Origin of the sequence: Actinomycetospora cinnamomea, assembly GCF_003096675.1 — a bacterium.
In the GTDB taxonomy this organism is placed as follows: Bacteria; Actinomycetota; Actinomycetes; order Mycobacteriales; family Pseudonocardiaceae; genus Actinomycetospora; species Actinomycetospora cinnamomea.
Genome location: NZ_QEKW01000001.1, coordinates 835,719 through 856,059, shown reverse-complemented (window position 1 = coordinate 856,059; position 20,341 = coordinate 835,719). Strand labels below are relative to the sequence as shown.

General features: G+C 76.0%; 22 protein-coding genes. 11 read left to right on the top strand and 11 right to left on the bottom strand.

Features of this window, described 5'->3' with window-relative positions; all coding sequences use genetic code 11:
- Positions 1-37: 37 nt before the first annotated feature.
- Positions 38-682 carry a TetR family transcriptional regulator gene (locus C8D89_RS04035; protein WP_116706690.1) on the top strand — a complete coding sequence of 215 codons (645 nt, stop codon included), beginning with the start codon at positions 38-40 and terminating at the stop codon, positions 680-682.
- Between the two features lie 4 nt (positions 683-686).
- Here C8D89_RS04035 and C8D89_RS04030 read toward each other — a convergent pair whose 3' ends face one another.
- The 3 genes from C8D89_RS04030 to C8D89_RS04020 form a co-directional block, all read right to left on the bottom strand.
- The gene (locus tag C8D89_RS04030) at positions 687-1,577 is read right to left on the bottom strand and encodes a YceI family protein (protein ID WP_243417821.1); all 891 of its coding nucleotides are present in this window, start codon (positions 1,575-1,577) and stop codon (positions 687-689) included.
- A 26-nt stretch (positions 1,578-1,603) separates the two neighbouring features.
- Positions 1,604-1,846: an acyl-CoA carboxylase subunit epsilon gene (locus C8D89_RS04025; protein ID WP_116706689.1), complete on the bottom strand. Its 243-nt coding sequence runs from the start codon at positions 1,844-1,846 to the stop codon at positions 1,604-1,606.
- Between the two features lie 84 nt (positions 1,847-1,930).
- Positions 1,931-3,586, bottom strand: coding sequence for an acyl-CoA carboxylase subunit beta (locus C8D89_RS04020; protein WP_116706688.1), 1,656 nt, complete (start codon positions 3,584-3,586; stop codon positions 1,931-1,933).
- An 85-nt stretch (positions 3,587-3,671) separates the two neighbouring features.
- On the opposite strand from C8D89_RS04020, the gene C8D89_RS04015 reads away from it, so the two are divergent.
- Both C8D89_RS04015 and C8D89_RS04010 read left to right on the top strand, forming a co-directional pair.
- Complete coding sequence (locus C8D89_RS04015; RefSeq protein WP_116706687.1) at positions 3,672-4,502, top strand: biotin--[acetyl-CoA-carboxylase] ligase; 831 nt, start codon at positions 3,672-3,674, stop codon at positions 4,500-4,502.
- A 32-nt stretch (positions 4,503-4,534) separates the two neighbouring features.
- On the top strand, positions 4,535-5,242 hold the full coding sequence (locus C8D89_RS04010) for a PH domain-containing protein (protein ID WP_116706686.1): 708 nt from the start codon (positions 4,535-4,537) through the stop codon (positions 5,240-5,242).
- Here C8D89_RS04010 and C8D89_RS04005 read toward each other — a convergent pair.
- Positions 5,193-5,678 (bottom strand): MaoC family dehydratase, encoded by a 486-nt coding sequence (locus C8D89_RS04005; protein WP_243417819.1) that lies wholly within the window; start codon positions 5,676-5,678, stop codon positions 5,193-5,195. The genes C8D89_RS04010 and C8D89_RS04005 overlap by 50 nt on opposite strands.
- A gap of 73 nt (positions 5,679-5,751) precedes the next feature.
- On the opposite strand from C8D89_RS04005, the gene C8D89_RS04000 reads away from it, so the two are divergent.
- Positions 5,752-6,012 carry a hypothetical protein gene (locus C8D89_RS04000; protein WP_116706685.1) on the top strand — a complete coding sequence of 87 codons (261 nt, stop codon included), beginning with the start codon at positions 5,752-5,754 and terminating at the stop codon, positions 6,010-6,012.
- Here the strand turns inward: C8D89_RS04000 and C8D89_RS03995 are convergent.
- Positions 6,003-6,815 (bottom strand): inositol monophosphatase family protein, encoded by an 813-nt coding sequence (locus C8D89_RS03995; RefSeq protein WP_116706684.1) that lies wholly within the window; start codon positions 6,813-6,815, stop codon positions 6,003-6,005. The two genes, C8D89_RS04000 and C8D89_RS03995, sit on opposite strands and share 10 nt — an antisense overlap.
- Positions 6,816-6,864: 49 nt before the next feature.
- On the opposite strand from C8D89_RS03995, the gene C8D89_RS03990 reads away from it, so the two are divergent.
- Positions 6,865-7,533: a response regulator transcription factor gene (locus C8D89_RS03990; protein WP_116706683.1), complete on the top strand. Its 669-nt coding sequence runs from the start codon at positions 6,865-6,867 to the stop codon at positions 7,531-7,533.
- Between the two features lie 10 nt (positions 7,534-7,543).
- Positions 7,544-8,821, top strand: a complete 1,278-nt coding sequence (locus C8D89_RS03985) for an ATP-binding protein (RefSeq protein WP_116706682.1) — start codon at positions 7,544-7,546, stop codon at positions 8,819-8,821.
- A 16-nt stretch (positions 8,822-8,837) separates the two neighbouring features.
- Here C8D89_RS03985 and C8D89_RS03980 read toward each other — a convergent pair whose 3' ends face one another.
- The 3 genes from C8D89_RS03980 to C8D89_RS03970 form a co-directional block, all read right to left on the bottom strand.
- Positions 8,838-9,089, bottom strand: coding sequence for a hypothetical protein (locus tag C8D89_RS03980; protein ID WP_116706681.1), 252 nt, complete (start codon positions 9,087-9,089; stop codon positions 8,838-8,840).
- A gap of 270 nt (positions 9,090-9,359) precedes the next feature.
- Positions 9,360-9,806 carry a GtrA family protein gene (locus C8D89_RS03975; RefSeq protein WP_207787054.1) on the bottom strand — a complete coding sequence of 149 codons (447 nt, stop codon included), beginning with the start codon at positions 9,804-9,806 and terminating at the stop codon, positions 9,360-9,362.
- Between the two features lie 95 nt (positions 9,807-9,901).
- Positions 9,902-11,524, bottom strand: coding sequence for a sigma-70 family RNA polymerase sigma factor (locus tag C8D89_RS03970; protein ID WP_165825532.1), 1,623 nt, complete (start codon positions 11,522-11,524; stop codon positions 9,902-9,904).
- 161 nt (positions 11,525-11,685) lie between these two features.
- On the opposite strand from C8D89_RS03970, the gene C8D89_RS03965 reads away from it, so the two are divergent.
- The 5 genes from C8D89_RS03965 to C8D89_RS03945 all read left to right on the top strand — a co-directional run bounded on the left by C8D89_RS03965 (position 11,686) and on the right by C8D89_RS03945 (position 16,262).
- Positions 11,686-12,609 (top strand): GGDEF domain-containing protein, encoded by a 924-nt coding sequence (locus C8D89_RS03965; RefSeq protein WP_133251809.1) that lies wholly within the window; start codon positions 11,686-11,688, stop codon positions 12,607-12,609.
- A 28-nt stretch (positions 12,610-12,637) separates the two neighbouring features.
- The gene (locus tag C8D89_RS03960) at positions 12,638-13,825 is read left to right on the top strand and encodes a 5-(carboxyamino)imidazole ribonucleotide synthase (protein WP_207787008.1); all 1,188 of its coding nucleotides are present in this window, start codon (positions 12,638-12,640) and stop codon (positions 13,823-13,825) included.
- Positions 13,807-14,349, top strand: a complete 543-nt coding sequence (gene purE, locus C8D89_RS03955; RefSeq protein ID WP_243417817.1) for a 5-(carboxyamino)imidazole ribonucleotide mutase — start codon at positions 13,807-13,809, stop codon at positions 14,347-14,349. Before C8D89_RS03960 ends, purE begins: the two co-directional genes overlap by 19 nt.
- A gap of 136 nt (positions 14,350-14,485) precedes the next feature.
- A complete protein-coding gene (locus C8D89_RS03950) occupies positions 14,486-15,643 on the top strand; it encodes an acyl-CoA dehydrogenase (protein ID WP_116706675.1) in 1,158 nt (385 codons plus the stop codon).
- Positions 15,644-15,749: 106 nt separating this feature from the next.
- A complete protein-coding gene (locus C8D89_RS03945; protein ID WP_116706674.1) occupies positions 15,750-16,262 on the top strand; it encodes a DUF805 domain-containing protein in 513 nt (170 codons plus the stop codon).
- A 107-nt stretch (positions 16,263-16,369) separates the two neighbouring features.
- On the opposite strand, the gene C8D89_RS03940 is transcribed toward C8D89_RS03945, so the two are convergent.
- The 3 genes from C8D89_RS03940 to C8D89_RS03930 are packed head-to-tail and all read right to left on the bottom strand — an operon-like array spanning position 16,370 to position 20,291.
- Positions 16,370-17,518 carry a GDSL-type esterase/lipase family protein gene (locus tag C8D89_RS03940; protein WP_116706939.1) on the bottom strand — a complete coding sequence of 383 codons (1,149 nt, stop codon included), beginning with the start codon at positions 17,516-17,518 and terminating at the stop codon, positions 16,370-16,372.
- 8 nt (positions 17,519-17,526) lie between these two features.
- On the bottom strand, positions 17,527-18,264 hold the full coding sequence (locus tag C8D89_RS03935; protein WP_116706673.1) for a TIGR03089 family protein: 738 nt from the start codon (positions 18,262-18,264) through the stop codon (positions 17,527-17,529).
- 11 nt (positions 18,265-18,275) lie between these two features.
- Positions 18,276-20,291, bottom strand: coding sequence for an LCP family protein (locus C8D89_RS03930; RefSeq protein ID WP_243417816.1), 2,016 nt, complete (start codon positions 20,289-20,291; stop codon positions 18,276-18,278).
- Positions 20,292-20,341 lie beyond the last annotated feature (50 nt).

The window sequence follows — 20,341 nt, the reverse complement described above, 5'->3', positions numbered from 1 at the left end:
TAGTTGTGGTGGATCGAATAGAGAAAGGCTCTACCCGATGTCGGACGGCGTCAAGAGGCGCTACGACTCCACGCGCCGGCAGGAGCAGGCGCGGGAGACCCGGTCGCGCGCGCTGACCGCCGCGCACGAGCTGTTCGTGACCCGCGGCTACGGCGCCACGACGCTGGCCGACATCGCCGATGCCGCCGGGCTCGCGACGCCGACGATCTACGCGGCGTTCCGGAACAAGGTTACCGTGCTGCACCGCGTCTGGGACGTCGCCGTCGGGGGCGACGACCGCGACGTCCACCTCCTGGACCGGCCGGAGCTGCGCGCGGTCTTCGCCGAGCCGGACCTCCGGGCCCGGCTCCTGCGCTTCGCCGTCGTCAACACGACGATCATGCGTCGCACGGCACGGCTTCGCCTGGTCATCCAGGGCGCCGCCGGCGCCGACCCCGCGGCCGCCGCCCTCCTCGCCGAGATCGACGAGGCGCGGCTGGCGAGCATGGGCGAGCACGCCCGGGCCGCCGAGGCCACCGGCCGGCTGGCGGTGCCCGCGGACACCTGCCGCGACGTCCTCTTCGCCACCACCGACGGCTCGCTGTGGCTCACCCTCGTCGACCGGCGCGGCTGGTCCGATGAGGCCTACGCCACCTGGCTCGGACAGCTCTGGACGGCCGCGCTGGTCGACGCCGGCGAGTGACGCGTCAGAGCTGGAGGACCGCCTGGACGTCCAGGTGGATCTGGATCGTGGAGCCGACGACGGGGATGCCGCGGGCGACCATCTGCTGCCAGTTGAGCGTGAAGTGCTCCCGGTGCAGCGAGGTGGTGGCCGTCGCCCCCACGCGCGTGCCGTTCCACGTCTGGGTGCCGAGGTAGGTGGTGTCGAGCCGGACGTCGTTGGTGCGCCCCCGGATCGTCAGGTCGCCGTCGATCGTCCACGAGTTGCCCGCCCGCACCGCGAAGCGCGTGCTGGAGAACTGCAGCTGCGGGTGGTCGTCGACGGCCAGGAAGTCCTGCGAGCGCAGGTGGGCGTCGCGCTGGGCGTTGTGGGTCTCGATACTGGCCGCGTCGATGACGACATCGATGCTGGAGTCCTCGAGCTCCTCGGCGATGACGATCGACCCGCGGAACCGGGTGAACTCGCCGTACACCCGGGAGAGCGCGATGTGGCGCGCGACGAACCCCAGCCGGCTGTGGGCGTCGTCGATCACCCACTCCCCGGGCGGCGGGCGGGTGGTGCCCTGGTCGGCGGTCATCGTGAGCGCGCCGAGGGCGGCGTGGTCGCCGCGGCCCACGGCGAGCTCCCGGGTCAGCGTGCGGTAGCCGCCGAGGGAGGCGCGCAGCGTGTAGGAGCCGCTGGGCACGGCCGAGGTGTAGAAACCGAAGGGGTCGGTGGGCGACTGGGTGACCACCCGCCGCAGCCCCTCGGTCTCCACGATCGCGACGCTGACGCCGGGCAGCGGCCGGCCCTCGACGTTGCGGAGCTGCGCGCTGACGAGCCCGCCCGTCGGCGGGATCGGCATGAGGGCGTGGTCGGCGTCCCGGTAGGACTCGCCACCCACGAGCGTGCGACGACGTCGGCGCAACAGGGCCATCAGGTCACCTGGGGAGCTCGAGGCGGTCAGCGGGGACGGGCCGAGGCCCGCCAGCCGCCGGGGCCGGGGTGGACGGGGCCACGCACGAGGTCGACCGGGCGCGCCCAGGTCGACGGCGCGACCGGCGCGACGGCCTCGCCCTCGGGGTCACCCCCGCCTCCCGCCGCGGCGAGCACGGCCGTGAGCGCCGCGATCTCCACGGCGTCGGGCTCGCCGCGCACGATGCGCAGCACCGGGCGGGCCGACTCCTCGTCGTTCGCTGCGCTCACAGCGTCACCTCGTCGTTCGCTGCGCTCACAGCGTCACCTCGTCGTTCGCCTGCGCTCACAGCGTCACCTCGTCGTTCGCTGCGCTCACAGGGGCACGTTCCCGTGCTTGCGCGGCGGCAACGTCTCGCGCTTGGTCTCGAGCATCCGCAGGGAGCGGGCGACGTAGCCGCGGGTGTGCGACGGGGGGACCACGGCGTCCACGTAGCCGCGCTCGGCGGCGATGTAGGGGTTGGCCAGCGTGTCCTCGTACTCCTGCTGGAGCTCGGCGCGCCGGGCCTCCACGTCGCCGCCCTCCTCGGCCACCTTCGCCAGCTCCTTGCGGTAGAGGATGCTCACCGCGCCGGACGCCCCGGTGACCGCGATCTGCGCGGTGGGCCAGGCGATGTTGACGTCGGCGCCCAGGTGCTTGGAGCCCATGACGTCGTACGCGCCGCCGTAGGCCTTGCGGCAGATGACGGTGACCAGCGGGACCGTCGCCTCCGCGTAGGCGTAGATCAGCTTGGCGCCGCGGCGGATGATGCCGTTGTACTCCTGGTCGGTGCCCGGCAGGAACCCCGGCACGTCGACGAAGGTGAGCACCGGGATGTTGAACGTGTCGCAGGTGCGCACGAAGCGCGCGGCCTTCTCGCTGGCGCCGATGTCGAGGCAGCCGGCCAGCTGGGTGGGCTGGTTCGCGACGATGCCCACCGGGCGCCCCTCGACCCGGCCGTAGCCGGTGACGATGTTGGACGCGTAGAGCGCCTGGATCTCGAGGAACTCGCCGTCGTCGACGACCCGCGTGATGGCCTCGCGGATGTCGTAGGGCTGGTTGGGCGAGTCGGGCACGAGGGTGTCGAGCTCGAGGTCGGTCTCGCCGATGCCCTCCGGTACCGAGCCGGACTCCTCCTCGCCGGCGATGCGCGGCGGGTCGGTGAGGTTGTTCGACGGCAGGTAGCCCAGGAGCTCCTGCACGAACGAGATCGCGTCCTCCTCGTCGGAGGCCAGGTAGTGGGCGTTGCCCGAGGTGGTGTTGTGGGTGCGCGCCCCGCCCAGCGCCTCGAACTCCACGTCCTCACCGGTGACGGTCTTGATGACGTCGGGCCCGGTGATGAACATGAACGAGGTCTCGTCGACCATCACCGTGAAGTCGGTGAGCGCGGGGGAGTACACCGCGCCGCCGGCCGCGGGACCCATCACCAGCGAGATCTGCGGGACCACGCCCGAGGCGTGCACGTTGCGCCGGAAGATCTCGCCGTAGAGGCCGAGCGCGACCACGCCCTCCTGGATGCGCGCACCGCCGCCGTCGTTGATGCCGACGACCGGGCAGCCGATCTTCATGGCCACGTCCATGACCTTGACGATCTTCTCGCCGTAGACCTCGCCGAGCGCGCCGCCGAACACCGTCGCGTCCTGGGAGAACACGCAGACCGGGCGCCCGTCGACCGTGCCCTGACCGGTGACCACCCCGTCGCCGTAGGGGCGGTTCTGCTCGAGGCCGAAGTTGGTGGACCGGTGCCGCGCCATCGCGTCGAACTCGAGGAACGAGCCCTCGTCGAGCAGCAGGTCGATGCGCTCGCGCGCGGTCTTGCGGCCCTTGGCGTGCTGCCGCTCGACGGCCCGCTCGCTGCCCGCGTGCACGACGTCGTCCTGGCGCCGGTACCAGTCGGCCAGCTTGCCGGCCGAGGTGTGGATGTCGGGCTCCCCGGCAGCCCCACCGGCAGGGCTGTCGGGCTCCGGCAACGGCTCCGTCGCGGCGGTCATGGAGCGGCACTGTAGCGACCGGCCCCGACACCGCCCGGGTTCGTGGGAGGGGAGGTGATCAGGGGCACTACTACGGTGCGCGGGCGTGGAGGCCGCACCCCTGGACCGCGACGCCCTGCGACGTGCCCTGGCCCCGCCGTCGGGGCCGTGGGCGTCGCTGGAGGTCGTGACGCGCACCGGCTCGACCAACGCCGACCTCGCCGCCCGGGCCGCCGACCCGGCCACCCCCGACCGCACCGTGCTGGTCGCCGAGCACCAGGACGCCGGGCGGGGCCGCCGCGACCGGGTGTGGTCCGACCGGGCGGGGGAGGGCCTGACGTTCTCGGTGCTCCTGCGCCCGCGCGAGGTGGCCGTCGAACGCTGGGGGTGGGCGCCGCTGCTGGCCGGGCTGGCGCTGGTGGAGGCGGTCGGCGAGGTGACCGGCGGTGACGTCCCGGCGGCCCTGAAGTGGCCGAACGACCTGCTGCTCGGTCCCGGGCAGGGCAAGGGCGCGGGCGTGCTCGCCGAGGTCGCGGAGGGCGGGGACGAGCGCGCGCTGGTGGTCGGCATCGGGCTCAACGTCGGCACGGCCGCCGCCGACCTGCCGGCCGGGGGGACGTCGCTGGCCGCGGAGGGCGCGGGGCACCTCGGGCGGGAGACCGTGCTGGTCGCCGTTCTGCGCGCGCTCGCCGACCTCGACGGCCGCTGGCGCTCGGCGTACGGGGACGTCGCCGCGGCCGGGCTCGTCGACGACTACCGCGCCCGCTGCGCCACGCTCGGCCGGGAGGTGACGGTGACGCTGCCCGGGGGGCGCGTGCTCGAGGGCCGTGCGGTGGACGTCGACCGCGACGGGCGGCTCGCCGTCCGTGACACGGGCGGGGACACGACCGTCGTGTCGGCGGGCGACGTGGTCCACGTGCGGCCCGCGGGTCGCTAGCCTCGCCGGGGTCGGCGGTCGAGGAGGTGCCCGTGGCCTACCCCGACGCCGTCCTGCGCCGCGGCGAGCACGTGCTCGCCCACAGGCGCCCGCACTGGCGGATGCTCGTCGTGCCCGCCCTGGTCCCGCCGGTCGCGGCGTTCCTCGCCGCCTTCCTCGCCGCGCTGGCGACCGCCGTGCCCGCCGAGGGCACCCGCACCGCGCTGCGGCTGGCGCTCGTCCTGCTCGCGGTGATCGCGGTCGTGTGGCTCGCGGTGCTGCCGCTGGTGCGCTGGCGCTGCACCCACCTCGTCGTCACCGACCGCCGCCTGCTCGTGCGCGAGGGCGTGCTCACGCGCGAGAGCGTCGACCTGGCCGGCTCGACGATCACCGGCGTGCGCACCCGGCGTACCGCGCTCGAGCGCGCCCTGGGCGCGGGCACGCTGGTCGTGTCGACGGTGGGCACCGAGGAGCCCTGGGAGTTCGCGGGGCTCGGAGGCGTCGAGCGGCTGGCCACGATGGTCGAGGGGGTCGCCGCCGAGCGCGGCGGGCTCGACCGGGAGGAGCGGACCGGCGACGACGACTGGGGCGCGTGGTCGGCCGAGGACGGGCCGGAGGACCGGGACGACGACCCGGACGACCCGGACGACCCGGACGACCCGGACGACGAGGAGCCGGCGGACGACCCCGGGCCGGGGCGGGCCGGGCGCGTCAGACGCCGGCGGTTCCGTCGGACCCGCGCCGCCCGAACATCCCGGTGAAGCGCCCGCGGTAGACGTCGACGGCCTCGTCGGTGCCCGCGCCCCGGGTCAGGGTCCCGACGAGCGTCACCAGGCCGAGCTGCGGGCGGCTCGCCGACACCCGCGCGGCCACGACCTCCATCGCCGCGTCCAGCCGGTCCCCGGCGAACACCGGTGCCGGCCAGGCGATCTCGTCGCCGCCCGGCGAGCCCAGCGACGCGGCCCGCGACAGCAGCCCGTCGACGTAGCAGCGCATCCACAGCGAGGCGGTGAACCACCCCGACGCGCACAGCCCCCCGAACAGCGAGGCGCGCGCCGCGTCCTCGTCGACGTGGAAGGGCTGCGGGTCGAAACGGCGGTTGAACGCGAGCATCTCGTCCCGGTCGACGACCACCGTGCCCAGCGCGATGCGCCGGCCGGCGGGCAGGTCCTCGAAGCAGACCTCGGGGGTGGTCACGGCGGTGATCGTGCCAGCCCGTCCCGCGGCGGCCGGAGGGAACCGTGCGGGACCCGGCTGCGTCGGAACCGGTGTGCGGGCCGGTGAGCTGGCGGGCTGGCTGGCCGCGGCCGGTGTGCCGGACGCGGCGGTCAGCGTGGGAGCGGAGGCCGACCGGGCGTGGTGCGTGCGTGCCGTGCCCGACGGCCCCGACGGGACGGGGGAGTGGGAGGTGTTCTGGTGCGACGGTGGTGGTCGCTTCGAGTGGACGCGGTTCGACGACGAGTCGGCCGCCTGCTTCTCGCTGTTCGGCCGGCTGGTGTGGGCGCGGCTCGCCGGGGCCGGTCAGCCCTGACGCGCGACCAGGGCCAGGGCCGCGTCGTGCAGCAGGCCGTTGCTGGTCAGGGAGTCCCCGCCGTCGGGGCGCACGGCGCCGGTGAGGTCGGTGAGCCGCCCGCCGGCCTCCTCGACGAGCACCTGGGTCGCGGCGAGGTCCCAGGTGTTGGCCGCCGGCTCCACGGCGACGTCGAGCACGCCCTCGGCGACGAGGCAGTGGTGCCAGAAGTCGCCGAACGCGCGGCTCTCCCAGCACGCCCGGGTCAGCGCGAGCCACTGCTCCTGACGGTCGAGGGCCCGCCAGTGGTCCAGGTCGGTGGTCGAGGCGTAGGCGTCGGCGAGGTCGCCGACGCCCGACACGGCGAGCCGCCCCTCCTCGACCCCGCGGGCGGGGTCGCGCGTGAACGCGCCCTCGCCCTGCGCGGCCCACCACCGCCGGCCCAGGGCGGGGGCGCTGACCACGCCGACGACGGGCCGCCCGTCGTCCACCAGGGCGACGAGGCTCGCCCACACCGGCACCCCGCGGGAGAAGTTCTTGGTGCCGTCGATCGGGTCGATCACCCACACCCGCCCGGTGCCGAGGTGCCCGCCGCGCTCCTCGCCGAGCACGGCGTCGCCGGCGCGACGCTCGGCGAGCACGGCGCGCAGCCGGTCCTCGCAGGCGGTGTCGGCGTCGGTGACCGGGGTGCGGTCGGGCTTGCGCTCCACGCGCAGGTCGACCGCGCGGAAGCGGGGCAGGGTCACCGCGTCGGCGGCGTCGGCGAGGGCCAGGGCGAGCGCGAGGTCGGCGGCGCGCCCGGTCGCGGGGGTCCCGGGGCTCATGGGCGGCGATCGTGCCAGGGGCCGTGTCCCCCAGGTCTACTGTGGCGTCGTGACCACGGTGCTGCTCGTCGAGGACGACGCGGCGATCGCCGGTCCCCTGTCGCGGGCGCTCCAGCGCGAGGGCTACCGGGTCGACGTCGTCGGCGACGGGCCGGCCGCGCTGACCCGGGCGGGGGCGGCCGGGCCGGACCTCATGGTGCTCGATCTCGGCCTGCCCGGGATGGACGGGCTGGAGGTGTGCCGGCGGGTGCGCGCCGAGCAGCCCGACCTGCCGGTGCTCATGCTGACCGCCCGCACCGACGAGGTGGACTTCGTCGTCGGCCTCGACGCGGGCGCCGACGACTACGTGGGCAAGCCGTTCCGGCTGGCAGAGCTCCTGGCGCGGGTGCGGGCGCTGCTGCGCCGGCGGGCGCCGGAGGTGCTCGACGCGGGCGGGGTGCGGCTCGAGCCCTCGGCGCGCCGGGTCACCGTCGACGGCGTCGAGGTCGGGCTGGCCAACAAGGAGTTCGAGCTCCTGCGCGTGCTCATGGCCCACGCCGGGCAGGTCGTCTCGCGCGAGGAGATCCTGCGCGAGGTCTGGAACGACCCCGAGATGAAGACCTCGAAGACGCTCGACATGCACATGTCGTGGCTGCGTCGCAAGCTCGTCGATGAGGGCGGCGGCAACGGCAAGCGCATCAGCACGGTGCGCGGGGTCGGCTTCCGCTTCAACACCTAGGAGCGCGCGGGTGCGGCGCCGGATCCTCGTCTCCACGCTCATCGTCGTGACGATCACCGTCGCGGTGCTGGGCGGGCCGCTGGCACTCACGACATGGCAGCTCGTCGAGGACTTCACGCGCGCCGACATCAACTCCCGGCTCCGACAGGTGGTCGCCACGCTCGACGCGCAGGCCTCGTCGGACCGCCCCGTCGACCTCAGCGCCGTCGGGATCGCGGTCCCGCCCGGTGGGTCGCTGGTGGTCCGGACGCCGCGCGGGACGAGCACGCTGGGCGAGCAGGAGCCGGGCCCGACGGTGAGCGAGACGCTGCCCTTCGGGCTGTCGGGCACCGCGGTGCTCTCCGAGCCGACCGCCGAGATGCGGGCGCGCCAGCTGCAGGCGACGGCGCTGGTGGTCGCCGCGGTGCTGCTGTCGGTGGCCGTGGGCGCGGTGGTGGCGACGCTGACCGCCCGGCGGCTCGCCGTCCCGCTCCAGCAGGTCGCCGGGCGGGCCGCCCGGCTGGGCGCCGGCGACTTCCGGCCCGCTCCGCACCGCCACGGCATCCCGGAGCTCGACCGCGTCTCCGACGTGCTCGACTCCTCGGCCACCGCGCTCGCGGAGCTGCTGCAGCGCGAGCGCGACCTCGTCGGCGACGTGTCCCACCAGCTGCGCAGCCGTCTCACCGCGCTGCAGCTGCGCCTCGACGAGCTCGCGGCGAACCCCGACGAGCACGTGTCCGCCGAGGGTGCCGCGGCGCTCGAGCAGGCCGAGCGCCTGGCCGAGGTGCTCGACGAGCTGCTCGCCTCGGCCCGGGAGGCCCGCGCGTCGGGTGCGGCACCGGTCGAGGTCGCGGGCGAGCTGGAGGCCGTCGCGGCCGAGTGGCACGACCCGCTGCACGCCGAGAGCCGGGCGGTGCGCGTGCGGGCGCCCGAGGGGCTCGTCGCGCGGGCCACGTCGGGACGTCTGCGCGAGGCGCTGGGCGTGCTCGTCGACAACGCGCTGCGTCACGGCCGGGGCACGGTCACGCTCACCGCACGGCTGTCGGACAACGACACGATCGTCGTCGAGGTCGGCGACCACGGCGACGGCGTGCCGCCCGAGCTCGCGCCGCACGTCTTCGACCGCGGGGTGTCCGGCGCCGCGTCCACCGGTGTCGGCCTCGCCCTCGCCCGCGCGCTGATCGAGGCCGACGGGGGACGCCTCGAGCTCGCGCGCACGCGCCCCGCCGTCTTCGCCGTCTTCCTCCCCGTCCCGCGCACCGACCGGACCGTGGCCGCCGCGCGCCCCCTGCCGAGCACCCCGCGGTGAGGCGGTCGGGCGCCGGTCAGCGGGGTCGGTGGTGGCGGACGAGCGCGACGGTGACGTCCGTGAGGTCCTCGGCGTCGAGTTCCTGGCGGCGCCCGTCGGCCTCGGCGCGGGCACGCCCGGCCGGGTAGGGCCCGTAGGTGTCGGCGGCCCCGGTGACGGGGTCGAGCACGAGGACCATCAGGCCGTCGCAGTGCTCGAGCTCGTCGGGCTCGCGCGCGGCGCGCGTGGCTCGGCCGGGGTGTCGGTGGGGGCACGGCAGCTTGGGCACAGCAGGTCCTCCTCCGCGTCCGGTGCGCTCCCGACCTCTCCGACCGGCCGGCCAGGCGGGCCCGAAAGTATCAAGAACCCTGCTTCTGACAGCGCGTTCGGGCGACGACCGGCGCACGGTCGGAGACCGGCGGTCGTCGTGGCCCCGACCGGGCGCGCCGTGCCGCCTCCGACGGGGCAGTTGCGTCGCCCGTTCGGGTTGCGACGCGGTGACGGCGGGCGGCCGGATCGCATCGTCCCTGGTCCGGCACGTCCGGGGCCCGCGTGCGGCTCAGCGCAGCGGGCCGACCTCGTCGGGGAACACCCACCGGCGGAACGCCCACCACCGGAACACCATCGCCAGCAGCGTGCCCACGACCTGCGCGCTGACGAGGTCGGCCACGTGCTCGGTCAGCGAGGACACCGCGGGCTGGGCGAGGTCGAGCACGTAGCGCGAGACCCCCAGCGGGGCGGCGTTGACCGCCAGCGCGACACCCGACACCGCGAAGTACAGCAGCGCCTCGTGCGGCCGGCCCCGGCCCCCGCGCAGCCGGAACGACCACTCGCGGTTGAGCACGTACCCGACGATCGTGGCGATGAGCACCGCGAGGACCTTCGCGGTGACCGGCTTCGGCTCGAGCACGGTGGACTTGGCGGTGACGAACACCGCCGTGTCCACCACGAACGTGATCGCCCCGACCGTGGCGAACTTGACCAGCTCGCCGTGCCGGTCGGCCAGCCGCGCTGCCCGGCCCCACGGCCCGGACGGGACGGGATCCGCCCCGACGGCTGCGCGGCGATCGGTCACCGCGCGCAGTGTAGTGACGGGCGCGCTCAGCGCGGGCCGGTCGGGCAGAGTGCCGCGGCCGCACCCAGGACGGGAAGGCGCACGGTGAGCGCACAGTCTCGAGACATGCCGGACGGGACCGGGCCGGTGTCCGCCGCCCACCCCGTGGTGTCCCGGCCGGTCGCGCGGGACCGCTCGGCGGGCGCCTGGCCCCACCGGTCGTCCTCCTGCGGGGCGCGGCGGTCGTCGACCGACCCGGCGCGCGTGGCCCGCGATTCCCGTCCGGTCTCCTCCGGACCCTCGGCGGACGCGCCCCGGGGCACGGCCCCGGGGCCGAAGAGGCCGGGGACGTCGAGGGCGGCCTCGGTACGGGCGGACCTCGGTGTGCCCCGGACGGACGCACCGGGGGCCGGCGCGGCCAGGGGCGGCGCGGCCGGGACCGGCGCGGCGGAGGGCGACGGGGCCACGGGCGACGGGGTCGGGGGCGGAGCGGGCGGACCCGGGGACGGCGGCGCCGGGCTCCCCACCGGCGGGAGGCCGGCCGGCCACGCGGGGCCCGCCACCGGCGGCACGGGCGGCGGCTCGAGGGCGTCGCCGAGGACGAACGCCGCGATCCCCGCCGCGCCGGCGAGGCCGAGGGCGCCGACGGTGCCCAGCCGGTTCGGGAGGGTGGGCCGTACGGCGCCGGTCAGGCCGCTGAGTGCGCCGAGCACGCCCAGCGCCCCGCCGCCGACGACCGCCAGCTCGCCGGTGCTCGCGTCGAGGGCCAGGCTGCCGGTCCCGCCCCGCGAGGCGAGGTAGCCGACGAGGCCGCCGCCGAGCACGAGCGGCGCGACGACGGCGCGGACCATCCCGGAGTTGACCTCGCGGAGCTCGTCGGCCAGGGCGCGGCACTCGGCGCACTCCGCGAGGTGGGCCTCGACGCGCTGGGCGTCGCGGCGGGACAGACCGCCGCGGGTGTAGGCGCCGAGCCGCTCGCCGGTGTCGCGGTGGCGCCGGTCCCAGCGTCCGGAACCGGCGGCGAGGTGCTCCTGCAGGTAGGCCTGACGCAGGCCCTCGCGTGCCCGGTACCCCAGGGCCGAGACGGCATTGGCCGACAGCCCGAACAGGGGCGCGATGTCGGCGGGCGTGTCCCCCTCGACCTCGAGGTGCCAGAGCACCGCCTGCCAGCGCTCGGGCAGCGTCGCGAAGGCACGGGCAGCGAGGGTGCGCTCCAGGCCCGCGAGGGCCGGGTCGGTGAACGGGACGACGGTGCCGTCGGGGTCGACACCGTGGACGTCGGCGATCTCGTCGGTGAGGTCGAGGCGTCGCTCGGCGCGGCTGCGGTCGTAGGCGAGGTGGCGCACCGACGTCAGCAGGTACGCCCGGAACGCCTCGGTCGGCCCTCGTCCGGCCCGCAGGACCTCGAGCATGCGCATGAAGGCGCCGGCGACGAGGTCGTCCGCGTCGGCGGGGGAGCGGGCGAGCTGGCGGGCCAGGGCCCGCGCGGCGTCGTGGTGGCGGGCGTAGAGGGCGGCGAAGGCGGCGGTGGAGTCGTGGTCGGCCCCGCGGCCGCGCAGGCGGGCGATGAGGTCGGCGTCGCTGCGCGGGTCAGCACCCCCGGAGCCCCCGGTGCCCCCGCCCGTGCCGCCGTCGCGGGCGCCGGGGTGTCCGCCCTCGTCGGCCGTCATCGCCCCGACCACCTCCCCACCCGTCGGCGGAGTTTCTCTCGCCCGTACGGCCGAACCGGTGACCGTCACCGTCATGGATGACGCCGTCGCGCGTCTCCGGCCCGGGACGCACGTCCCCGCGGGCAACGGGCACCATGCGACGCCGGAGGTGGGCCAGCCGGATGGACGTGAGTACCGAGCAGGACACGCGGGCCACCGGGAGGAGGCCGCACCTGGTGGGCGGGCCAGGTGGGGCCGAGAGGGCCGCGGCGCTGCGGGAGCGGTGGTTCGCCTGCAGCAGCGCGCTGGGCTGGGCCTCGGCCGCGGACTGGCCGGACCCGTCCGTCGACGCGGTGTGCGAGGTCGTCACCGCCCGGTACGAGGACCGGGAGGCCCGCGACCGCGCGGTCGAGCGGGCGCTCGCGGGCTGGGCGGGTGCCCGGGCCGGCGCGGGGGTGGGGCTCGCCGAGACGCTCACCGACCTCGCCGCGCTCAACACGGCCGTCTGCGGCGGCGCCGGCGTCGCCACCGCGGTCGCCCTCCCCGGGCGCGGCGCCGACCCGGCGGGCGCCGGCCGCGGTCCCGACGGCGTCCGGCTGCTGCGCGCGGTGTCGCTCGCGTGGACCGACGTGGCGTGCGGCGACCTGGCCGAGACCGCCGCGGTCGACCCGCTCTCCGGGCTGGCGAGCGTCCGCTACCTGCGCACCCGCCTCGCCGAGGTCTACCGCGCCGCGCGCGCCCACGGCCGCGACGCGGGCGAGGGACGGGCGCTCGTGGTGCTCACGCTCGACGTCCGGGACTGGCGCCGGGTCGCACCGCTGACGATCGCCGGCGACGCCGCTCGCGTCGTGTTCGACGCGGGCGAGTCGGTCGCGGTGGTCGGTCGCGGCACCCTCGTCGTGCTCGCCCCGCGCGAGGGGCTCATCGAGCGCGTCGGGGTGCTGCGCCGCCTCGCCGAGCGCCGGCTGGCCGCCGCGGAGGGCCTCGCCGGGCCCCCGTCGGTGCGGATCGAGCCCCTGCCGGCCACCCATGACGAGGCGTGCGCGCTGCTCGAGCGGCTGCGTGACGAGGTGCCGGCGCCCGACCCGGCCGCGTCGCACCCCTGATCACCAGGACGCGTACCGTCTCCCCACCGTGGACGAGCGCACCGGTCTGCCCGTGGTGACGATGGTCGGCGGCGGCCAGCTCGCGCGGATGACGCACCAGGCCGCCGTCGCGCTCGGGCAGTCGCTGCGGGTGCTGGCGACCGGCCCGGACGAGCCCGCCGCGCTCGTCGCTCCGGACGTCGTGCTGGGCGATCACCGCGACCTCGACGCGTTGCGCCGCGCGGCCGCGGGCGCCGAGGCCCTGACGTTCGACCACGAGCACGTGCCCGGCGAGCACCTGCGCGCGCTCGTCGCCGAGGGCCACACCGTCCACCCGGGCCCCGACGCCCTGCACCACGCCCAGGACAAGCTCGCGATGCGCACACGCCTCGCGGAGCTCGGCGAGCCGGTGCCGCCGTTCGCCGCGGTGCAGGGCGTCGACGACGTCACCGCCTTCGCCGCCGACCACGGCTGGCCGGTCGTGCTCAAGGCGGTGCGCGGCGGCTACGACGGGCGCGGGGTGTGGATGCTCGACGACGCCGAGGCCGCCCGGGCCACCGTGACCGAGCTGCTCGCCGCGGGCACCCCGCTCATGGTCGAGCAGCGGGTGCCGTTGCGGCGCGAGCTGGCCACCGTCCTCGCCCGCTCGCCGTTCGGGCAGGCCGCGGTGTGGCCGGTGGTCGAGACGGTGCAGGAGCAGGGCATCTGCACCGAGGTGCTGGCGCCCGCCCCCGGCCTGGACCCGGGGCGGGGCGAGGAGGCCGACCAGCTCGCCCTGCGCATCGCCGAGGCGCTGGGCGTCGTCGGGCTGCTGGCCGTCGAGCTGTTCGAGACCGCCGACGGGCTGGTGGTCAACGAGCTCGCGATGCGCCCCCACAACTCGGCGCACTGGACGATCGAGGGGTCGGTGACCTCGCAGTTCGAGCAGCACCTGCGGGCCGTGCTCGACTACCCCCTGGGCGCGACGACGACCACCGCGCCCGTGACCGTGATGGCCAACGTGCTCGGGGGCGACCCCGTGCCGGCGACGAAGCTCGACGAGCGCCTGCACCACACCTTCGCCCGCTTCCCCGATGCGCGGGTGCACCTCTACGGCAAGGGCGAGCGGCCCGGGCGCAAGATCGGCCACGTGACGGTGCGCGGTGACGACCTCGACGCGGTGCGCTCCCGCGCCCGCATGGCCGCCGACCACCTCTCCACCGGCGTGTGGAGCGACGGATGGGACCCGCACTCATGAGCAGCCCGGAGCCCGCCCCGCCGGTGGGGATCGTCATGGGCAGTGACTCCGACTGGCCGACGATGCGTGCGGCCGCGGTGGCGCTCGACGAGTTCGGCGTGCGCTGGGAGGCGCGCGTGCTCTCCGCGCACCGCACCCCGCGCGCGATGCTCGACTGGGCCGGCGCGGCGGCGGGTCGTGGCGTGCGGGTCGTGGTCGCCGGCGCGGGCGGGGCGGCGCACCTGCCGGGGATGGTCGCCTCGGCGACGGTGCTGCCGGTGATCGGCGTGCCCGTGCCACTGGCCCACCTCGACGGGATGGACTCCCTGCTCTCGATCGTGCAGATGCCTGCCGGCGTCCCGGTGGCGACGGTGTCGATCGGCGGGGCGCGCAACGCGGGCCTGCTCGCGGTGCGCATCCTCGCGGCGTCCGACCCCGCGCTCGCACGGGCGATGGAGCGGTTCCAGAGCGGCCTGGCCGAGACCGTCGCCACGAAGGACGCCGCGCTCGCCGCACGCGCCCGGGAGGACGCCGCCGGGGGCTGACCCCCGGGGTGCCACCCCGCGCCGGCGCCGAGCGGCCGTCGCCGGGACCACACTCCCCGCGGACCGTGGACGCCCCCGATGGTCGGACGTCCGAGTATCGTGAGGGCGCAACGCCGTCGTGTGTGGAGGGACCGCCGTGGATCCGGAGTTCGACCTGTACAGCCTCGGCGAGGAGCGCGACGCGCTGCGCGAGTCGGTCCGCGCGCTCGCGGAGAAGGAGATCGCGCCGCACGCGTTCGACGTCGACCAGCAGTCGCGGTTCCCGCAGGAGGCGCGCACCGCCCTGACGCAGGCCGGCTTCCACGCGATCCACATCCCCGAGCAGTACGGCGGCGAGGGCGGTGACTCGATCGTCGCCTGCATGGTCATCGAGGAGGTCGCGCGCGTCGACGCGTCGGCGTCGCTGATCCCGGCGGTGAACAAGCTCGGGTCGATGCCCATCATCCTGTCCGGCTCCGAGGAGCTGAAGCAGAAGGTGCTGCCGTCGATCGCCTCCGGCGAGTCCATGATCAGCTACGCGCTCTCGGAGCGGGAGGCCGGCTCGGACACGGTCTCGATGCGCACGCGGGCCGAGCGGGACGGAGACGGCTGGGTGCTCAACGGCACCAAGGCCTGGATCACCAACGGGGGCGTCTCCGACTGGTACACGGTCATGGCGAAGACCGACCCGGACCAGGGCGCCAACGGCATCTCGGCGTTCGTGGTGCACCGCGACGACCCGGGCTTCTCGGTGGGCCCGAAGGAGCACAAGCTCGGCATCAAGGGCTCGCCGACCACCGAGATCTACTTCGAGAACTGCCGCATCCCCGGCGACCGGATCATCGGCGAGCCCGGCACCGGTCTCAAGACCGCGTTCGCCACCCTCGACCACACGCGTCCGACCATCGGGGCGCAGGCCGTCGGCATCGCGCAGGGGGCCCTCGACGCCGCGGTCGACTACGTCCGGGAGCGCAGGCAGTTCGGCAAGGCCGTCGCCGACTTCCAGGGCGTGCAGTTCATGCTCGCCGACATGGCCATGAAGACCGAGGCGTCGCGGCACCTGGTGTACGCGGCTGCGGCCCGGGCCGAGCGGGGCGTGAAGCGGATGGGGCTCATCGCCTCGGCGTCGAAGTGCTTCGCGTCGGACACGGCCATGCAGGTGACCACCGACGCCGTGCAGCTCTTCGGCGGCGCCGGCTACACCGTCGACTTCCCGGTCGAGCGGATGATGCGTGACGCCAAGATCACGCAGATCTACGAGGGCACCAACCAGATCCAGCGCATGGTCATGGCGCGCAGCCTGCTGAAGAAGTGACCCGTTCGGCCTAATGCTCACGGAGCGTGCGGGGCGCTAGCCTCCTCGGGCGACAGGGACCGCGACGGGAGCGGTCTCGCCACACGCTCCGTGAGAGGTCCTCGCCATGCAGTGGTACCTGAAGGTGCTCAAGCAGTACGCCGACTTCAAGGGGCGTGCCCGGCGCACCGAGTTCTGGATGTTCGTGCTGTTCAACGCGATCGCGTACATCGTGCTCGCCCTGATCGACGTGCTGATCGGGACGGCCAGCTTCACCACCACGGGCACGGGCTTCCAGTTCGGTGGCGGCCTGCTGAGCGGTCTCTACTCGCTCGCCGTGCTGATCCCGTCCCTGGCGGTCGCCGTGCGCCGTCTGCACGACACCGACCGCACCGGCTGGTGGATCCTCATCGGCCTCGTCCCGATCGTGGGCGGCATTGTCCTGCTGGTGTTCTACTGCATCGCCGGCACGCCCGGCCCGAACCAGTACGGCCCGGACCCCAAGCAGGACGCGATGGCCGGCGGCGGCTACCCGCAGGGCGGCTACCCGCAGCAGGGTGGCTACCCGCAGCAGGGCGGCTACCCGCAGGCCGGCTACCCGCAGCAGCCGCAGCAGGGCCCGCAGCAGCCGCAGGCCTGAGCCGAGCCCTCAGCTCTGACACGAACGGCGCTCTCGCTGCTCCCGAAGCAGCGAGGGCGCCGTTCGTTCCTCCCGGGGGTCGGCGACCGGGTGAGCGCCGTCCTCACTCACGCGGCGAACGGCCCGCCGGGGCCGAAGACCCGCGCGGCGAAGCGCTCGGCGATCCGGGCGTGGGTGGCGGCGTCGGGATGCAGCCGGTCGGGCAGCGGCAGGTCCGCCGCGTCGGACTCGCCGTAGAGCTCGAGGCCGTCGACGTGGGACAACCAGGGATCGTCGGCGGCGCGCTGCGCCACGATCCGCGCGAGCTCCTCGCGCACCACCCGCAATGTCAGCCGCCCGGCGGGCACGTCACCCGGGTCGCCGGTGGCGCGGAAGCGCATCGCGCCGACGCCGTCGAGGTCCACGGCGCCCGGGCCCGGGGTGTCCTCGTGGATCGGGCAGAGGATCGGCGAGACGACGAGCAGCGGTGTCGTCGGCCGCCCCTCGCGGATCGTGTCGAGGAAGCCGTGCACGGCCGGTCCGAGGGCGCGCCGGCGCATGACGTCACCGTTGACCAGGTTGATGCCGATCTTGACGCTGATGAGGTCGGCGGGGGTGTCGCGCAGGGCCCGGGCGGTGAACGGGTCGAGCATCGCGCTGCCGCCGAACCCGAGGTTGACCAGCTCGGCGCCGCCCGTCGCCGCGGCGAGCGCGGGCCAGGTCGTCGACGGGCTCGCGGCGTTCGACCCGTGGCTGATCGAGCTGCCGTGGTGCGCCCAGACGGGTCGGTCGCCGCGGGGCGCGGCCGCGACGGGCGCGTCGGTCCGCAACGCGACCAGCTCGGTGATCTCGGTGTGGGGCAGCCAGATCGCGAGCTCCTTGTCCCGCGCCGGCAGCCCCTCGAAGCGGACGGTGCCGAGGGGCCCCGGCTCGGTCTCGGCGACACCGGTCGCGGGGTCGAGGCGCAGGACCCGCCCGCCCGTCGTGCTCGCGCGGGCGGTGAGGACACCGTCGACGAGCAGGTCGTACACGCCGTCGGGGCGCAGCGGCAGGTCGCGGTAGCCGACGCGGGTGCGCAGCGTGTCCAGCTCGACGACGGTCGCCGCCGTGCGCAGCACGAGCCGGACGCCCGAGGGCTGCGCCTCGGCCATCGCGAGCTGGCCGTCGCCCTGCGCCCGCGCCCGCGCCGGCAGGCGGTGCGGCGCCAGCCCGTGCTCCGTCGGTTCCAGCGTCAGGGCCCCGCGCACGAGGTCCGGCGTGATCGGGGTGACGCGCAGGTCGATGCTCACGTCGGGCCGAGGACGCGGGTGACCTTCTCGGTGCCGGCGCGGCGCTCCTGGTCGCCGGCGGGGTGGCGCACGTGCACCAGTGAGGCGCCGGCGGCGAGCACCGCGAGCAGGCCGTCGACCAGGCCGCCGGTCGTCGCCAGGGGCCAGTCGAGGGTGGAGAGCACCCGGTCGCCGGCGGCCAGCCCCAGCTCGGCGGCCCGGGAGCGGGCGGCGGCCACGACGCCGGCGACGTCGGTGCCCGCGAGCGCGGGGGCGTCGTCGGGGACCGGGGCGAGCGGGGCGAAGTGGTCGCCGTGCACCCGCACCTCGGTCGCGTAGTCGACGGCGTCGCCGGGCAGGGCCCCGCCGGAGGCCGCCCTGTCGAGCCCGCGGCCGAAGGCGTCGAGGGAGAAGCCGACGACGAGCCCGGCGCCGCTCGCGGCGTCGAGGGCGTCCTCCGTGGCGAGCGCGACCTCGGCGCCGGCCGGGTCGGCGACGGCCTCGGCGCCGCACCACCACAGCCCGAGCAGCGCGGCCGCCGTCTGCCAGTGCGCCGGCAGCAGCACTGCCACCGGGGTGCCCGGCTCGACGTCGCACTCGTCGCGGAGCAGGTTCGCGGTCTTGGCCACCCAGTTGGCGAACGTGGCCCCGGAGAGCTCGATGCGCTCACCGGTCACGTCGTCGTAGAACGTGATGAGGGGGCGGGCGGGATCGTCGGCGAGCAGGGGTCCGAGCAGGGCGTCGGTGACGGTCATCGTGGCGAACGCTAATCGACGCAGGGGACGCCCTGGGCGGTGATGGCGGGCGGGGGCGGCGGCGCCGGCGAGGACACCTCGGCGCCGGCCGCGCTCGTCGGGCTCCCGGTGTTCTCGCTCGCGCGCTCGAACGGCGAGGGCGGCGGCGCGGCGCCGGGACCGGTGTAGTCCGCGGCGAGCAGGACGCGCACGCTGTGCGGGGGGACGGTCGGATCGAAGCGCGCGGGCAGGTTCCCGAGGCTGCCGGCGACCCGCGCGCCCGCGGCGTCGCCCGCGGGGCCGAAGAGCACCTCCGAGCGCGGGGCCGGATCCTCCGCGTTGCCGGCGACGGTCTGCGCGTAGCCCTGGGCCGACAGCACGGCCACGACGCGGGCGGCCGCGCCCTCGGCGCCCGACGCGTTGCGCACGTCGACCGGGATCGTCCCCGGCGGCGGGCCGTCGTCGGCGGCCGACGACTCCTCGGGACCGATGGCGTCGTCGACGAAGCGCTGCACCGCGCCGGGGTCGACGTCGACCACCTCGCCGCGGCCCTCGACGAACCGCGTCCCGTTGGTGGGGATCGTCAGGAACGCGACCGCGCCGGCGCTGACGTCCTGCATCTGCTGGCCGAAGCGCAGGAGGTCCCAGTTGCCGTCGAGCACCACCGACTGCCGCACGGCGTCGAGCAGCCGCGTCAGCGTGACCGGGTCGGCGAGGGTGCCGCTGGAGAGCACCTTGCGCGACATGGAGGCGAGGAAGGCCTGTTGGCGGCGGATGCGGTCGAGGTCGCCGCCCGGGAGCCCGTGGCGCTGGCGGACGAACGCGAGCGCGTCGTGGCCGGCGACCGTGCGCGGTCCGGCCGGGAACCGGGCGCCCGAGAGCTCGTCGTCGACCGGGTTCTTCAGGCAGACGTCGACGCCGCCGATGGCGTTGGTCAGCGTGAAGAAGCCCATGAGGTTGACCTCGGCGTAATGGTCGACCGTCAGGCCGGTGAGGTCGGCGACGGCGCGCACCAGTTCCTGGCGGCCGGCCTCGGACGAGCGGACGTCCACCTCGTGCGGGTCGGTGACCCCGGACTGCACCAGCCGCACGGCCTCCTCGGACTTCGCGCCCGGGTACGCCGAGTTGATCTTGTCGCGCCGGAAGGCGCCGGGGATGGAGACGTAGCTGTCGCGGGGGATGGAGAACGCGACCGCGCGGCTGCCGTCGTTGGGCACCCGCACGAGGATCATGGTGTCGGTGTTGACGACGCCGTCGGCCGCGCCGGCGCCGAGCGCCGCGAGGGCCTCCGCGGGCAGCGGCCGGCCCTGCGCATCGGTGCGGCTGTCGACGCCGACGAGCAGGATGTCGGTGGCCCCGTCCGCGGCGTTGCCGACCGGGCCGCTGCCGAGGGCCCCGGACATGGTGCCGACGCTGCCGGACAGCGCCGCCCAGGCCGTGCCGCTCAGGGCGAACACCAGCACCGAGAGCACGATGACGCCCAGGCGCAGCGTGCGCGCGAACCGGCGCCGGGGTGTGCCGTCGTCGGGCCAGGGCTCCCGTGCGGGCCGGGGCGGGCGGGGTGGCCGTGGCGGTGGGCCGGGCGGACGGTCCCGGTCCCGGTCCCGGTCCCGGTCCCGGTCCCGGGCACGGTCGCGGTCCCGGTCCGCGGGTCGGCGGCCGGGTCGGGGGTCGCGGAGCGGGCGGTCGCGGGGTCCGTCACGCGGGCCGTCGCGGTGGTCGTCGCGGAAGGAGTCGCGCGGGTCGTCACGCCCCCGCGGCGGGGCGGGGCGGCGGGGCCGCTCGCCGGGTGGCGGCTCCCGGCGACGGGCCGCGGGGCCGCGGGCCCCGGCCGGGACGGCGGAGAGCTCGGCGAGGTCGCGGCGGCGCAGGCGCGCGTCGGCGGCGCCGTCGCGGCCCGCGTCGGGCGCGCGGCCGCGGGCCGGGGCGGGGGTGGGGCCGTCGTCGAGCGGCGGGCCGCCGGCGCGGCCCGGGCTGCGCCGCGCTGTCGAGGGGCCGTAGCGGCGGGCGGGATCGCGGCGCGACCGGTCCGCGTCGTCGACGTCCACCGGTCCCACCCCCCTCCGCCCGTCCGGGGCCGCCACGGGCCGCACCCGTC